The 15,625-nt window shown below is 65.4% G+C and carries 14 protein-coding genes; 5 read left to right on the plus strand and 9 right to left on the minus strand.

Annotated elements, in window-relative coordinates:
• The first annotated feature begins 82 nt into the window (after positions 1–82).
• The 4 genes from flgM (at position 83) to E0L37_RS09090 (ending at position 2,631) form a co-directional block, all read left to right on the plus strand.
• Entirely contained in the window at positions 83–367 is a 285-nt protein-coding gene (flgM, locus tag E0L37_RS09075; protein WP_133491428.1) for a flagellar biosynthesis anti-sigma factor FlgM, read from the plus strand.
• Positions 364–813 (plus strand): flagella synthesis protein FlgN, encoded by a 450-nt coding sequence (locus E0L37_RS09080; RefSeq protein WP_133491429.1) that lies wholly within the window; start codon positions 364–366, stop codon positions 811–813. The genes flgM and E0L37_RS09080 overlap by 4 nt, the downstream gene beginning before the upstream one ends.
• A gap of 51 nt (positions 814–864) precedes the next feature.
• Positions 865–2,100: an EAL and HDOD domain-containing protein gene (locus tag E0L37_RS09085; RefSeq protein WP_240687450.1), complete on the plus strand. Its 1,236-nt coding sequence runs from the start codon at positions 865–867 to the stop codon at positions 2,098–2,100.
• An 81-nt stretch (positions 2,101–2,181) separates the two neighbouring features.
• Complete coding sequence (locus E0L37_RS09090) at positions 2,182–2,631, plus strand: hypothetical protein (protein ID WP_133491430.1); 450 nt, start codon at positions 2,182–2,184, stop codon at positions 2,629–2,631.
• 147 nt (positions 2,632–2,778) lie between these two features.
• On the opposite strand, the gene rimI is transcribed toward E0L37_RS09090, so the two are convergent.
• The 5 genes from rimI to rrtA form a co-directional block, all read right to left on the minus strand.
• Positions 2,779–3,237: a ribosomal protein S18-alanine N-acetyltransferase gene (gene rimI / locus E0L37_RS09095; protein WP_133491431.1), complete on the minus strand. Its 459-nt coding sequence runs from the start codon at positions 3,235–3,237 to the stop codon at positions 2,779–2,781.
• Positions 3,230–3,970: a hypothetical protein gene (locus E0L37_RS09100; protein WP_133491432.1), complete on the minus strand. Its 741-nt coding sequence runs from the start codon at positions 3,968–3,970 to the stop codon at positions 3,230–3,232. The genes rimI and E0L37_RS09100 overlap by 8 nt, the downstream gene beginning before the upstream one ends.
• Before the next feature lie 111 nt (positions 3,971–4,081).
• Entirely contained in the window at positions 4,082–5,629 is a 1,548-nt protein-coding gene (locus E0L37_RS09105; protein ID WP_097058640.1) for a 2-isopropylmalate synthase, read from the minus strand.
• A 61-nt stretch (positions 5,630–5,690) separates the two neighbouring features.
• Positions 5,691–7,415: a DUF3592 domain-containing protein gene (locus E0L37_RS09110; RefSeq protein ID WP_133491433.1), complete on the minus strand. Its 1,725-nt coding sequence runs from the start codon at positions 7,413–7,415 to the stop codon at positions 5,691–5,693.
• Positions 7,381–7,980 (minus strand): rhombosortase, encoded by a 600-nt coding sequence (rrtA, locus tag E0L37_RS09115; protein WP_133491434.1) that lies wholly within the window; start codon positions 7,978–7,980, stop codon positions 7,381–7,383. The genes E0L37_RS09110 and rrtA overlap by 35 nt, the downstream gene beginning before the upstream one ends.
• Before the next feature lie 57 nt (positions 7,981–8,037).
• Here rrtA and E0L37_RS09120 point away from each other — a divergent pair, with 57 nt between their 5' ends.
• Positions 8,038–8,439, plus strand: a complete 402-nt coding sequence (locus E0L37_RS09120; RefSeq protein WP_166643029.1) for a DUF1090 domain-containing protein — start codon at positions 8,038–8,040, stop codon at positions 8,437–8,439.
• A gap of 117 nt (positions 8,440–8,556) precedes the next feature.
• On the opposite strand, the gene E0L37_RS09125 is transcribed toward E0L37_RS09120, so the two are convergent.
• From E0L37_RS09125 to E0L37_RS09140, 4 genes are read right to left on the minus strand one after another with little or no spacing between them, the layout of a single operon-like run.
• Positions 8,557–10,743 carry a sulfatase-like hydrolase/transferase gene (locus E0L37_RS09125; RefSeq protein ID WP_166643030.1) on the minus strand — a complete coding sequence of 729 codons (2,187 nt, stop codon included), beginning with the start codon at positions 10,741–10,743 and terminating at the stop codon, positions 8,557–8,559.
• Complete coding sequence (locus E0L37_RS09130; RefSeq protein WP_133491437.1) at positions 10,736–13,021, minus strand: multiheme c-type cytochrome; 2,286 nt, start codon at positions 13,019–13,021, stop codon at positions 10,736–10,738. Before E0L37_RS09130 ends, E0L37_RS09125 begins: the two co-directional genes overlap by 8 nt.
• A gap of 2 nt (positions 13,022–13,023) precedes the next feature.
• Positions 13,024–14,847 (minus strand): sensor histidine kinase, encoded by a 1,824-nt coding sequence (locus tag E0L37_RS09135; RefSeq protein ID WP_133491438.1) that lies wholly within the window; start codon positions 14,845–14,847, stop codon positions 13,024–13,026.
• On the minus strand, positions 14,844–15,497 hold the full coding sequence (locus E0L37_RS09140; protein ID WP_133491439.1) for a response regulator transcription factor: 654 nt from the start codon (positions 15,495–15,497) through the stop codon (positions 14,844–14,846). The genes E0L37_RS09135 and E0L37_RS09140 overlap by 4 nt, the downstream gene beginning before the upstream one ends.
• Between the last annotated feature and the right edge of the window lie 128 nt (positions 15,498–15,625).

Here is a 15,625-nt window from a genome sequence, read left to right on the forward strand (position 1 = left end):
CCGGGTTTTTCGGCCGATGAAGGGTGGGAGGGGACCTTGAACGACCTCAAGGCACCTCCGCGAACGCAATGGAGAGACAGCTGTGAAAATTGACCATCCGCACCCCTTCAGCGCCAATCGCCCGGTGCAGGAGAAAGCCGCCGAGCGCAGCGTCGAGCGTTCCGCCAGCGAACCCGCGGAAACCAGCCCGGCGGCGGTAACTCATCTGCGCCGGGACTGCGGTGACGAAGACATCGACACCGCGCGGGTGGCGGAAATCCGCCAGGCGATCAGCGAGGGCCGCCTGGAAATCCGGGCCGATCGCATTGCCGACGGGTTGATCGAGCGGGTTCGGGAAGAACTGGAAACGCGGTCCGATCCTTCATGAGTCTGAATACCCATCTGCAGCGCCAGCACGATCACCTGGCCTCGCTGGGGCACTTGTTGTCCGAAGAGCGGGCATTGCTGGTTGAGGGCAGCGTCGATGGTCCGGCGCTGGGGGCCGTGGCGCAACGCAAAGCCGCCCTGCTGGAAACACTCGACACTTTCGAGAGCCGGCGCCGGGACGCCCTGCGGCGGCTCGGCTATGACAATACCCCCCAAGGCGACGAGCAGGCGGCCCGCGAGGCGGGCTGTCTGCCGTTGTGGCGGGCGATCCAGGCCCATGCCCGGGCCGTGGCCGCGGACAACCGGATCAACGGTGAGTTGATCGAACTGCGCGCGGCCAACAATCTGAGGCTGCTCAATGCCCTGCGCGAACAGGCCGGCAATCCGTTGTACGGCCCCGACGGCCAGCCCGGCCCACGCGGCGGACGGCTGTCCTCGTCCGCTTGATCAACGTTTCCGACTCTTCCGTATTCTGTGAGCAGGAATGACAACGTGGCAATGACTCTCAAACAGGCGATCGTCGACGACGATGCCCTGGACGTCATGCTGGCCTGTCGGCCGGTGTACAGCAAGAATCAGGACCTGGCCGCTTTCCAACTGCTGCTGCAAGGCAGTGGGGACGGCGTCACCTTGTCCGACATCGAATCCAGCCATCCGGTGATTCTGGGCACCTATTCGCAGGTTTATCAGGACGGCCGCACCCGCACCATACCCACTTTCCTGCGCGTGACCCCGGAAGTGCTGCTGGCCCGGTCGTTACCTCATCTGCCCAAAAAACAGTATATCCTTGACCTCGACCACGGTTTGGCCGAGCCGCAAGTGTTGCTGGATCAGGCCCGACGCTGGGCCGGTCAGGGTTACCGCCTGGCGCTGGACGGCTTCGGACCAACCGACAAGATGGATCCCGCGCTGCTGGATCTGGTCCACATTATCAAACTGGATGTTCGCCGCTTCGACGACGATACACTGCGCGCCACCGTGGAACGGCTCCGGCCCCACGGCGCCGACCTGCTTGCCGATCATCTGGATGATCGGCGCCGTTTCCGCGTCTGTCTGGAATTAGGGTTCAGTTACTACCAAGGTGACTTCCTGTCCACGGCGGTACCGGTGAAAGGCCGCAAAATCGCCGGCAATCAGTTGTTGTTGCTGCGCCTGCTCGCCGAACTGCATAACCCGGAAGCAACGCCATCCTCACTGGAGGCCATTGCCATCCAGGACGCGCACCTGACCTGGCGCATTCTGCGCGTGGTCAATTCCGCCGCCCAGGGTTTACACCGTGAGGTGAGTTCCCTGTCCCAGGCCATCGCGTTGCTGGGCATGGACGAAATGCGCCGCTGGGCCAATCTGCTGTTGGTCCACGGCAGCCAGAACAAACCCGCCCATCTGGTCCGCAATATGCTGGTGCGCGGACGCATGTGCGAAGTGATGGCCGAGCTTTCCGGCGAGGAGGTCCCGGTGAATCATTTTATCGTCGGCCTGCTCTCACAACTGGACGTCATCACCGACATCGCCATGCCGGAATTGATGGACCAGGTGCCGCTGAGCCAGGAAGTGAAACGTGCCCTGGTCGCCCGGGAAGGGAAACTCGGAGACCTGCTCAACGAGGTGGAACACTACGAAAACGGCCGCTTCGACCGGCTCACCAGGCTTAACGACACTTCGTTCTACGAAGTGGCCTATCGCCATAGCGTGGCCTGGGCCCGGCAGATTCAACAGGCTCTCGGCAGCTTGTGACATCCGGCCACGGCGGCGCGGTCAATGGGCTCCGCGCCGCTGCCTTGCTAGCATGAGTCTTTCGCTAATAAGGATAATGTCATGACCCTGCCACGCTCCCTGCCTGTATGGCTCCTGCTGACCCTGGCCGCCCTGCTCACCGCCTGCGACAGCGGGCCCGGCGACAATGTGATACGCGATGCTCTGAACGCGGAGCTGGAACAGGGGCATCTCAACGAATTGCTGGAAGTGGAAGAGGTTGAGCAACTCAGCGCGGTGGAGGACAGCCAGGGCGATTACAGCGTGGAAGTGAATTATCGACTGCGCGCCCGCAAGGGCCTGGCCGACTACGCCAGTGAAATTCGTGGCGACAGCGAACGCGAACCCATGGACCGTTTCGCCATGACCATGGCCCTGGCCGCGGTACGTGTGGAATTCGGCCCGTTCGAGGAAGGCGACACCTTCAATCGGGAACGGCGGCTGGTATTCAGTAAAGGCGATCAGGGCTGGCAAATGAAAAGCGCTTTGGGGGCAAAACCGGATCAACAATGATTGTGGCGATGCGAGTTGCCCGGATACCGTATTCATAGCCAAGGCCACTCCCACAGGGGGAGCTGCAGAGTCGCTGTGGGAAGCTGCTTTACCAGCGAATGGCGTGTTTTTGCCTGCCAGCGTGTTACGTGTAAGGCCCCTTGCGCATCACAGCATCAACGTCATCAGCACCGCGTCCTCGTGGCCGTCGGTGGTCCGGTAATAATTGGGGCGCCGGCCGCACACCTCGAAACCGAGCTGTTCATAGAGCTTTCGCGCGCCCTGGTTGCCTGCCCGCACTTCCAGGTACATTACCGACATGTCCTCGTCGACGGCCCGGGCAATGGCCTGCTCCAGCATCCAGCGGGCGATGCCACGCCGTTGCCAGGCCGGCGCCACCGCGATGTTCAGCAGATGGGCCTCATCCAGCACCGCGGACAACACCATGAAGCCGGCGATTTCCCCCTCTCGGGTCGCCACCTTGCAACGGTAACCGCTGGAAAGACAGCTGCGGAAATTGGTCATCGACCAGGGCGTCAACTGACAGGCCTGTTCCACCACCAGTACCCGATCCAGATCCGCGCTGGTCATGGTGCGCAGACGCACGTCGTCGGTGATCTCAGCCATGGAAGCCCGCTGCCACCATCGCCCGCCAGCTGCGTTTTTTGTGCCGCGCCGGCTCCGAGAGCATCTCCTCCAGACTGCTCACCACCAGAGCCTCCATCTCGCCGAGCTTGAACGGTTGATAGCGTTCCGTGCCGAGAACCTGCTTCGCCAGAGCCTCGTCCAGACAAAACAGCGTGCGCTGCCCGCCATCCAGCCGCGCTAAACCGGCGACGAACGCGGCCAAGGCCTGGGAGGCGGCATTCCGGTCCATCGGTTGATCGTCGGTCAGCGGACAATAGAACCGGCGCGGCCGGGCCGGGCCGGCGGCGAACAACGCCAGCAGCGATGCCGCCAGGGCGCCGTCGTGACGGCCCAGCCCCGGCGCCTTGGCATCGCTTTGTTGAAATAGCAACCAGGTTTCACCGGCCAGATGCGCTTCGAGCGTGAAAACCACCGCCTGATCGGCGGCGACAGGCTCCGGCGAGGGCTGAACCGGCGCCGGCGGCGGCGTTGCCGCGGGCCGCTCCGACGGCGTCCGTTCCAATTCACGGGACAACGACGGCGGCGCTTCCGGCGCCTCGGTTGCCACCGCTGCGGGAGGCGCTTCGGCGCTCGCTGGCGCGGCCTTCGGGGTCGGTGGAGGCTCCGGCGGCGCCAGTTCCGGAGAAGGCGCCGCGCCGGGCAGCGCCACCCGCGCCACCCAGGGCGTCAGCCCCAGGGCCTTCAGGTAACTCTGCCGTTGCGGTTCATTCATGGGCCGCTCCATTGCGGCTGGCTTCCGCACTTATCAATACACTGACACGCCGTGACTGACATGCCGTGTTTGCGTGCCGCGTGCCAGCGTATTGCGTGAAGGCGCCTTTGGTCATACGTCCGCGGCCTGCGGATGGGCCCGCTGCAGCCCCGACGCGAAATGATTCAGAGCGTTCAGATACGCCTTTGCCGAAGCGCTGATGATATCGGTGTCGGCGCCGTGGCCGTTGACGATGCGCCCTCCTTTTTCCAGCCGCACGGTCACTTCGCCCTGGCTGTCGGTGCCCGAGGTAATGGCGTTCACTGAATACAGGGACATGCTGCAGTTGCTTTGCACCAGGGACTCAATGGCCTTGAAGGTAGCGTCCACCGGTCCGGCGCCGGCGGCGGTGGCCTCCCGTTCCTCACCGTCCACGTTGATGACAATGCGCGCCTTCGGCGTTTCGCCGGTACAGGAGGTCACCTCCAGCACCACCAGTTGGTAACGCTCCTGTTCCGCTGCCTGGCGGGTATCGCTGACCAGCGCCTGCAGGTCCTCGTCGAACACCTCGTGCTTCTTGTCGGCCAGATCCTTGAAGCGCTGAAACGCTATGTTCAGCGACGCATCGGAGCCCAGCGGGATCCCCAATTCTTCCAGACGGGCGCGGAAAGCGGCGCGGCCGGAGTGCTTGCCAAGCACCATGCGGTTGGTGTGCCAACCGACGTCCTCGGCGGACATGATCTCGTAGGTTTCGCGGTGCTTGAGCACACCGTCCTGATGGATACCGGACTCATGGGCAAAGGCGTTGGCGCCGACGATGGCCTTGTTGGGCTGCACCGGGAAGCCGGTGATGGTGGAGACCAGTTTCGACGCCGGCACGATCTCGCGGGTGTTGATGCCGGTGTCCACCGGAAACAGATCCTGGCGGGTACGCACCGCCATCACGATTTCCTCCAGGGAAGCGTTACCGGCCCGCTCGCCCAGTCCGTTGATGGTGCACTCCACCTGGCGGGCGCCGGCCTGCACCGCCGCCAGGGAGTTGGCCACCGCCAGGCCCAGATCGTTGTGGCAGTGCACCGAGAACACCGCCTTGTCGGCGTTCGGCACCCGCTCCAGCAGGGAACGGATGGTGTGGGCGAACTGCTCGGGGATGTTATAGCCCACGGTGTCCGGGATATTGATGGTGCGGGCACCGGCGTCGATGGCCGCCTCGACGATACGGCACAGGAAATCCAGTTCGGAACGACCGGCGTCCTCGCAGGAGAACTCCACGTCGTCGATGCGGTTACGGGCGTGCTTGACCGCCGCTACCGCGTTTTCCACCACCTGGTCCGGCGTCATCCGCAGCTTGTGCTCCATATGAATGGGGCTGGTGGCGAGGAAGGTGTGGATGCGGCCCGACTCGGCCCCCGCCAGCGCTTCCGCGGCGCGATCGATGTCCTCGGCCTTGGCCCGCGCCAGGGAACAGATGGTGGATTCGCGCACGGTATCGGCGATCGCCTTCACCGCCTCGAAATCACCCTGGCTGGCGATGGCGAAACCGGCCTCGATGACATCCACCCGCATCCGCTCCAGCGCCTTGGCGATGCGCAGTTTTTCGTCCTGGTCCATGGTGGCGCCGGGGCTTTGCTCGCCGTCACGCAAGGTGGTGTCGAATATGATCAGGCGCTCTTTGTTCATCGTCGTGTCTCGCCAAGTATGGGGGTCATCGATTCTAGCAAATCAGCCCGGACCGGGGGTATCAAACCAGATGCAGTTCCCGCAACAGTTCCTCGCGGAGCTGCTCCCCGGCCTGCTGCCCGGCGATGCCCTCGGCCACTCGCACCCGCCCGCTCTCGTCCTCCGCATAGAGGTTCATGTATTCCATCACCCGACCATTGGTGGTGGAGCTGACCGCGCTGTCGAGCACCAGTTGAGCGGCGTTGCGCAGCCGCATGCGGCGCTGGCGCAGCGGAATCCCCAGCCAGCGCCGGCGGCTGCGCACTTCGTCGCCACGGATCACCACCTGAAGACTGCGTCCGAGCATATACAGCGTTACCAGGACCAGGCCGTAGCCCACCAACCCGAACACGCCGGCCATCAAGTACAGCATGCCGCCCTCATCAAGGGCCAGCGTCAGCAGGAAGGTACCCACCGCGGCAAAGATGCCGCCGAACAGCAGAAAGCCCAGTTTCAGGCCCAGATTGCGGCCGGCACGGCTGGTCACCGTCAACCCCAGGCCGGTGCGCTTGATCACAATCTGCTCCCTGGCCGATGCCAGCGCCGCTTCCTCACGCTCGCGACGGTCCTCCGCCACGTGGGACTCCGGCAGGGTGAAGCGACTGCCGACGTCGCCTTGCATCACCGGAATCGTCCAATCGCGACGTAACTGGCGCCCCTCCACGTCACCCCCCATGGAAACCTGCCAGTGCACCGATTGCCGGCCACGCTGATAGGTGGGCGGCATACTCCCCGGCACATCGAAACAGAACTGAACACGGCTGTCGCGCAGGCCCGACTCTATATACCCATTTTGCTCGCCCTGCCACAGTACCGTGGTATCAGTGCGGCGCTCATCGCCACTGCCACGGGTCTCCTGATGCACACATGAAAGCGATACGTTGAACCGGGCCGAATGGGGCACGACCCGGTTGATCAGGATTTCACCGCCCACCTGCCCGCCGGCATAGCCCGGATTCGGGTCCAGGGTCAGCGGTGTCGGGCCAAAGAACTTGTAACGGCGCCGGCCCATCCAGCCTCCGGCCACCACCAACAGCCCGATCAGGGGGAACAGAAAGATGAACAGCATGGCGTAATCGCCTCGCGGCACGCCCTCCACCGCGCTCATATAGCCCGGCGCCGGCACCAGCACGAAAATCAGGCCGAACACGACCAGGCAGCCATGCCCGGACTTCTGGTTGCTGTAGTAAACCGGCTCGCCCGCGTCCCCCTCGCCCCCGGTTGGCGATTTCGCTTTACGATTAAAGAAGTACAGCAGGCCACCGCCGACCAGCATGAACACCGCCCCGAACGCGAAGCCGAAAATCAACGAGCCGGAGCGCAGGCCGCGTTCCAGATAAGCCTTTTCCGGCTGGTCCGGATTCACCCAGGCCTGCACCGGCTGTTGCGTCAGCCGGGCCCGCTCCAGACGCCGGGCCAGACGCTGCCAGAAATCGTCAAAGTTATCACTGCCGCCGTACAGAGACACCGATTCACTGGTGTAGGTGCGCCCCTGGTACTGGTATTGATAGCGCGCACTCACGCTGTAGGTGGTGGAGTCCTCCGACGTGCTGCGATTCAGACGGCTGTCCAATACCTGGGCCGGCACCCGTTCCCAGCTGTCGGTCTGCCAATAATGAAACAATGGCTTCAATGCGACGAAGTACATGGCGGCCAGGCCCGCCAGAAGAAAGGCCGCGGCGAATCCGTTCAGCAGGCACCCCGGCCCTTTGCTACCTTTCCTTGTGTCCGATACGGCTTCGTTCAAACCCTGTCACTCCCATCATCAGGAAAACACCACTGATCGCCCCATACAGATGGGCGTTCACGTAAACACTGCCCCCGATCCAGCCACGCAGATAATCCACGTCATAACCGGGCCATTGCTCGACCAGCAAACGGCCGGCCACCACCGCCAGCACCAGCGAATGCAGCCACGGGTGGCCACGCCAGCCGAGTAACAGGCAGAACACCAGCAAGGCATGCAGCAACCCGGACAGCCCCACGTACCAGTCCAGCCCCGGGTCGAGAAGGTACAGCGCGACGCTGGAAAACAGTCCGCAAAACAGCAGCCATCCCCAGAACCGGCAGCGATCCAGCACATCACGGAAGAAATGGACGATCAGACCAAGCCCGGCCAGATTCATCACCGTATGCCACAGGTTCAGATGGCTGACGTGAGCGCTCCACAGCCGCCAACCCTGGCCCGCCGCCAGCGCCGCGCGATCGTATCGCAACCAGGGATTGATCCACTGGTGGGCCACGCCCAGCGCCAACACCACGAGCGCGAAGGCCGCCACATGGCGCCACAGTTTCCGGTCCCGAACGACCATCTGGCCCCCTCGTGTCGTTGCCTTTACTCTACAGGCTCACCCAAACGGACTTGCCCCATGCCGAAACCCTCCCCCTACGTCTTACCCGCCGCCCTGGCCATCCTCGCATTGGCGGCCCCGGTTTTCGCTGCCCAACCCCTGTGCGGGAAGAAGATCGCCGAAGTGGAACGTCAGCAGGCGGAAGCACGCGCTCACGGCCATGACCACGAAGCCCGGGGGCTGCAACGGGCCCTGGACGCGTTGCGCAACAAGTGCACCGATCAAGGCCTGATCGACGATGCCCGGGCCGAAGTCAGCGAAAAACAACGGGAAGTAGCCGAACGCCAGGCCGACCTGGACGCCGCCATCCGGGAAGGGGACCAGGACGATATCAAAAAGCGAAGGAAAAAGCTCAGCGAGGCACGACAGGAATTACTTGCTCACCAATCGGAGCTGGACCGGCTGGATGCCGGACGCTGAATGCATTCCGGCCCCAGTAACAATCCAACCGCTCTCCCCTTACCGGCCTTCCGTACTTGCCGGGCAGCCGAAGGGGAGTCGCAACGGCGTTCCGCGTCGGAACGCCTCCGGGCAGGCTCAAGGGCACGGCCCGAAATGGTCGGAGATCACCGCCCGGTCCACGGCGTCCGTGACGCCGTCCAGGTTGAAATCGTAAACGCTGGAGCCGCTCCACCCGCCGTCGACCAGGGCGTCGAGGTTGGCCAGGTCGGCTTCGTCCACCCGGCGGTCCTGATTGCCGTCGCCGGGGCACTCGCCCGGTGACGCCAGAATCGCGTCGAGCTGGTCACTCAGCTCGGCGTGGCGGGCACGCTCTTCATCACTGAGCGATGACGGATCACCGCCGGCCAGCAGGTCGCTGCCCTCGCTGTCCAGCCTGGGCGTCGGCGCCTGTTGATCGATGCGGTAGAACTCCTCGGAATACACGTCGATGGGGCCATCGCTGTCGATGTCGTAATCCAGCGCATGGTTGCGCACCAGTTTGTACTCGTCGTCACGCACCGCCTGATAGACGGTCCAGCCCATCCCCTTGCGGTCAGCGTCGTAGCGCGCCGGGTCGTCCTGATAGATGGCCTGATTGACCTGCCAGCATTGCGTCAGATCACCCCGCACCACCTCCGGCGCATCGGCGCCAACGCCCCACCAGACGCCGCCGTTGTCCTCGCACACCGCCTTGTTGACCGGCGTGTGCGAGCAGGTGGTGGCGATCACGCAGGGGCCATTACGGCCGCCGCCGGCCTGCAGGTTCAAGCCCCCTACGGTGAAGTTGTATTGGCGCAGGGTGGGCTGGGCCGGATCGAGCAGGTAAGGCAGCATCGACACCCCGTCGTGCCCGTTGGGAATCAGTCCGGCCACCTCCAACCCGGCGATCTCACCGAACAGATGGAATACGTCGGCGGCATTGACCATGCTGCCGACGTCACGGTCCGGCATCGCCACCATCGGGCCGGCGATGATCAACGGCACCCAGACGCCGGTCTGATAGGCGGTCCCTTTGGCCCGGGTGACGTCGAAGGGTGGTTTCACCGTGGTGCCCAGGGAGCCGTTGTCGCCGACGATCACCACCACGGTGTCGCTCTCCGGCCGATACACCAGGGCGCCGTCCTCGCCCCGTTCGGCGATGCCGGTTTCCACCAGCAGCCGGCCCAGTTCCACGTCCATCGCTTCGATCAGAGCGTCGGTGAGCAGCCGTTGATTGACCAGATTATCGGTGCCCATGCCGCAGTCGGTGCGCATGGCGGCGGTGGCGTCCGAGGGCAACAGGTTCCCCGGAGGTACCTGCAAGGGGGTGTGCGCGGCGCTGAAACTCACCGTCGCCATCCAGGGGGTGCCCGCCTTACGGGTGTTGATCCAGTCGCGGGCGGCATCGACTTCAAGGGTGGAGCGATAGCCCCGACCACGGGGATCGGTGAGCGCCGCTTCTTCCACCCCCTCCTCGCTGTTGATCACCAGCGGCGAGACGTAATGGGCGTTCTCACGCTCGAAATCCAGCGCCGCCGGCGCGCTCGACTGACACGCCCGGGCCGGCACCAGGATGCCGCCGCGGGCCAGGCATTGCAGACCGGCGGAGTCGCCGTGCTCCACACTGGTCAACCGCGAACAGGCGGTGCCCTCGCTGCTCTGGACGTAACAGGCACCGAAAGCGGCGCCGTGCAGCGGGTCCTCGACAACGCTGGGCACGAAGCCACAGCTATAGGTGCCTTCCGGTGCCACGCCACCGGCGGTGGTGTCGATGGAACCGGGCAGGCCACCGGTCCAGCCGTGGAAATAATCCCAGCCCAATTCCCCGGGCGTGCCGTTGCCGGCCACGTTGTGTTCCGGTCCGGCCAGATGGAATTTCCCGAACATGGCGCTCTGGTAGCCGGCCTGTTTCAGCAGTTTCGGGATGGTGGTGGCGTAGGGGCTGAGCTGCGAATTGGCCAGGTCGTTGGGCCCGATCGCCTGATTGATGTGGGTGCGCGTCGGGTAGCTGCCGGCCAGCAGGGCGGCGCGGCCCGGCGAGCATTCCGGCATCGACCAGGTGTTGCGGAAGCGCACCCCTTCGGCGGCGATGGCGTCGATGCTGGGCATGCTCGGCGGATGGACGCCGCCATAGCCCATCGACGGCATCTGATCGATGCCCACATCGTCCATGATCACGAACAGGATGTTCGGCCGCTGTGGCGTGTCATCGCCGGCCGCCGTGTCCGAGTCGGAATCCAGCCAGCAGCCCGACACCGTCAAGGCGATGCCGGTCAGTATCAACCGGTGACTTACCCTATTCATAACCCCCTCCTTGTTCTCCGTTTTTGTCATGGTGGGGCCCGGTGCCGCTCCGGCGGCTGAATACCGGGTCCCAGGGATTCTGTTCTCTGAGCTCGGCCAGCAAGGCGCGCCTCTCATCCGGTCGGTCGCCCAGCAAGTTCAACAGGGCCAGACGCAGCGACCGGTCGGCCGGGTGGGCGCGCAACTGCTGGCGCAGCACCTGCCGGGCCCGCCTCGGCTGGCCGCCATCGTGCAGGGCGATGGCCAGCACATAGGCGTAATCGCCGTTGTCCGGCGCCAGACGGTGGGCCGCCTGGAACGCCGCCAGCGCCGCCCGATGCTCGCGGTGGCGCACCAACGACAGCCCCAGGGCATGACGCAGGCTGGCCTCGTCCGGGTACCGGGCGATCTGCTCGCGCAGCAGGGCGCGCGCCCGGTCGGCCTCGCCCTTGTATTGCTCAAGCCATTGCGCCAGCAGCACGGTGGCCGGGAAGAACGCCGGATCACGGCGCAGGGCGTCGCGCAGCGCCGCTTCGACCCGATCCTGACGACCGGTAAGCAGGTACAGGTTGGCGAGATTGAAGTGGGCGTCGGCGCGCTCCAGCAGGCCTTGCTGCACCGCTTCGTATTCCGCCAGCCAGGCCGGCGGTGGCGTGTGCCGCGAGCCACCACTGGCCTGCAACCGTTGCCAGGCCGCCGCCAGCCGAACCGCGCGCACCGGGTCGGTCAGCAGCGGCTGCAAGGCCGCCACCACCTCGCCGGGGGGTAACAGGGCCGGGGCCATCGCCACCGCCGCTTCGCGTACCGCCGCGGCCTGGTCGGCCAGGCCGTCGCGCACCGCCTGACCCGCCCGCGCCGACGGATAGGCCGGCAGTTCAGAAAGCAGAGCGGCACGCCGCAATGCCGGCAGATCCTGCCGCGCCAGTTGTTCGAACAGCGCGCCGGCGGCACCCGCTTCGCCGCCACGGGCCTTGAACAGCGCCCGCGCGTAGCCGCCGTCTCGTGGTTGATGATCCGGGTACCAGCGGCGGAAAGCGTCGATCAGCGGCCCCTCGGCCTCGCCGGCGTGGCATTGCAGACAGGCGTCGTCGTGGCCCAGCGCCCGCGCCTGCGCCGGGTCCGGCGAGGTGAAGCCGTGATCATGGCGAAGGTCATTGCCCATATAGACCTTGCCGGGCATGTGGCAGGCCTGGCATTGCGCCCCCGGCGAGCCGGCGGCGTGATGATGGTGCGCCGGGCTGTCGTAGTCGCCGGCGCGCAGGCCATCACCACGAATCGCCGGGCGCACCGGCTCGCCGGTGCCGTTGTGGCACTGTGTGCAGACCGCGTTGCCGGGGGCACGCAAGGCGCCGCTGTGGGCGTTGTGGCAATCCGAGCAGACCACGCCGGCGGCGTGCATGCGGCTTTGCACGAAAGCGCCGTACTCGAACACTTCGCCCCGGATGGTGCCGTCCACCTCGTACAGATCCGCGCTCAGCCCGGTCACCCGGTAATCGTCACGCAGGGCGGCGCCGGGGTGGGCACCGTCGCCCAGCGGTGCGCGCCGACTGTGGCAGCGCGCGCAGGTGTCCACCTCGGAGGCACGGGCGGCGTCGGTGAGGGGCACCTCGAAACCGTGGCCGGGCACCGCCTCCGCTGGCGCCCGCGCCCACGCCAGATGCCGTGAGGCCGGGCCGTGACAGCTCTGGCAGCCCACGCCCAGGGCCCGCCAATGGCTGTCGAAGCGGTCCCCGGCGGCATCGTAGCCCCGTTGAAAACCGCTGGTGTGGCACTCGATGCAGATGAAGTTGGCGTTCTGGGCGGGCTGGCGCCAATGCAACGGGTGCCGCTCGTCCACCTCCGGCCGGTCATAGAGATGGAACCAGGACCGCGTTTGCGTATCCCAGGCCACGCCATACGCCTGCAGCCGCCCGCCCTCCGTTTCCAGCAGGTATTGCTGCAGCGGCTCCCAGCCGAAGGTGTAGGCCACCTGGTGTTCTTCCGGTTCACCGTCCCGCTCCTGGGTGCGAATCCAGAACTCGCCGTCTCTGCGAAAAAAAACGCTGCTCTGGGTCTCGCCAACGAAACCGGTGCCGTCGAAGGCGCCGCGCACGGTTTGATCGGTGGGCTCGGTCATCGCGCGATGGTGATGCGAACCGCGCCAATCGCGCACCTGGGCCTGATGGCACTGCCCGCATTGCGTCTCTTCGACCCAGTGCGCGGTAATCGGGCCGGCGGCCCCGCCGCCCCGCGCCTGGAACACCGCCACCAGCACACCGGCCAGCACCGCCAACAAAGCCACCGCGACAGCGGTACGCATGGCTACGCCACCGGATCCGGCTGGCCCTGGTCCGGCTCCGCGCCGGGCAGACGCAGGGGCAGCAGCAGGGTCAGACGGGTGCCGCTGGCCAGGGGTTCGATGTCGATCACACCGTTCAGTTGCCGGACCCGGCGACGCATGTTGATCAGTCCCTCACCGCCCCGCTCGGGCCGGCGTGGAAAGGGGCGGCCATCGTTTTCCACCGTGATGCACGCCTGGCCGCACTCGGACCGGGCGCCACGTACCGTGATCCGGGTGGCGCCGCCGTGCCGCAGGGCGTTGGTGATCGCCTCCTGCAGGATGCGCAACACATTGAGCGCGTGGGACGGGGTGACCCCGGCGATCTCCGGCAGCGGTGCCAGCGACCAGTCCATCGCCACGCCCAACCGTTTGAGCTGCCGCTCCAGACGTTCCCGCAATCCCGCCAGAGCCACCGGCAGTTCGTGGTCGTCGATGTCCAGCGAATGAATCACCAGCCGCAGATCATCCAGGGCCTCGCGGGCGGCGCCTTCCACCCGTTCCGATTTCTCCCGCTCCGAAAGCGCGATGATCGAGGCCAGATGACCGGACAGGCCATCGTGCAGGTCAGCGGTCAGGCGCCGACGTTCCTCGCTGAGCGCCCGCGCGGCGGTTTCGCGGCGTTCGTCCTGGTGCAGCCGCTCAAGCTCCCGTTCCTGCTCCCGCAGCCGTTGCGTCAGATAACCATTGATGTTGTCCAGACGCCCCAGGCTCAGACCCAGACGGCGCATCAGGATCATGGCAATGCCGATCATCATCGCCGGGCGGTAATACACCGACAGGAAGATCGGCCCGTCCAGCCAGGTCATGATGATGGCGAAGTCGTGCAGGGCCGCCACCGTCGACAGCAACAGCGGCAGCACCAGCAGCCAGGCTTCCTCGACCCGCCGTGCCAGCGCCGCCCACACCAGAATCGCCAGTGCCGCCAACTGCCCGAGCATGTTCAGTGGCGCATTGACGAACAGCACCACCTGCGCCGGCGGCACCAGCCCCAGGGCGCTGACCAGAATGCAGGCGGCGGGCACGCCCGGCACCGTGATCTTCAACCAGCGCGGTACCGGCACACCGGCGATCAGCAAAACGGTGATCACCAGGATTTCGCAGGCCGCCGAACCGGCCATGATGGCGTAGTACATGGCCTCGACCGGCGTCGGCAGCAACTCCCGCATCATTCCCAGATAAACGAACATGGAGGTGGTCAACAACAGGAACAGCCAGCCGAACAACGACTCCTGGGGCCGGTAAAGCCACACCACCAGAACCACCAGAGCGATCAGCAGTTGCCCGGCGGGCACCATCAAGCGCAGGTACTCAAGCACGAACACCCGGGTCCGGTAATACGGCGCCAGCCGTTCGGCCTTGTCCACGTACAGAGTGGAGAGGTAACCGGGTACCAGGCCCAGGGTCTGCACCCGGATATCGACCTGGTTCCCGCCGCGCTCGAGCAGCTTCCCCGGCAACGCCACCAGCGCCGGAACGCCCGAGGCCAACGACACCAGGGTGGTGCGGTTTTCCGTGTCCGCGATCCGTTCGCCGGCCACTTCGACCACCGCCCGCTGGCTGATCGTCGGCAAATAAAGATAGACCGGGTCCCGGCCATCCCAGTCAAACCGGATGCGATAGTGTTCCCAGCCGCCGGCGGGGCGGCCGGCCTGGGGCAGGGATACCGGCGTCCAGACGCCATCCTGATAGCGCTCAGCGGTGTCGATGCGGCCGCTGGCCGGCTCCGGCAGGGTCCCCCACAGCGGAGCGCTGGCAAGCAGCGCCATCACCGCCCACAGCACCGCGAACCCCACCGTGCGCTTCACAAGCGCAACAACCCGCGTTTGGACGCTTCGTAAACGGCCTCGGACCGATTGTTCGCCGCCAGCTTCCGGTAGATGTTCTTGATGTGCACCGGCACGGTCTGGCGGGAAATGCCCAGCCATTCGGCCAGTTCCGTGTAGGTGAAACCTTTGGCGATCCCCCGCAGGATATCCATTTCCCGTGGCGTCAGACCTGGCCCGGTGGCGTCATCCGCCGGCTTGTTCATGCGACGCACCAGAATCCTGGCGATGGAAGAGGAAATCGGCGAACGCCCGGCGCGCAGCTCCTCGATGGCTTCCACCAGTTCGATGGAGTCGGCGTCCTTGAGCAAATAACCCACCGCGCCGGCCTCGATGGCGGCAAGCACGGTTTCGTCGTCGGCCAGCACCGAGATGACCATGGCATCGGCGTCGGGATGGCGTTGACGCAATCGGCGGATGGCGTCTATGCCGTGACCGTCCGGAAGATTCAGATCGGTCATCAACAGATCCACCGGATGCTGATCCAGCGCCGTCAGCGCTTGTTCCAACGTGGCGCAGACCGCCACCAACTCGCCGCCGTCCCAGGCATGGAGAATGGCCACGAAGCGTTCCCGCAAAGGCGCGTCGTCCTCAAGCAGTACGATACGTACCGTGCCGCTGGTCCCCGTCATTGTTGTTTTCCCCAGGCTGCAAGAATCGCCAGCGACAGAATGCCCCACCCGCCCATCGCCGTTGGATACCCCATTTATGGTATGGGCTTGCGGTCCAGAGCAAGAAAAAGATAACCGGGGCGGAAAAG

This window comes from Alcanivorax sp. 24 (assembly GCF_004360225.1).
Classification (GTDB): domain Bacteria; phylum Pseudomonadota; class Gammaproteobacteria; order Pseudomonadales; family Alcanivoracaceae; genus Alloalcanivorax; species Alloalcanivorax xiamenensis.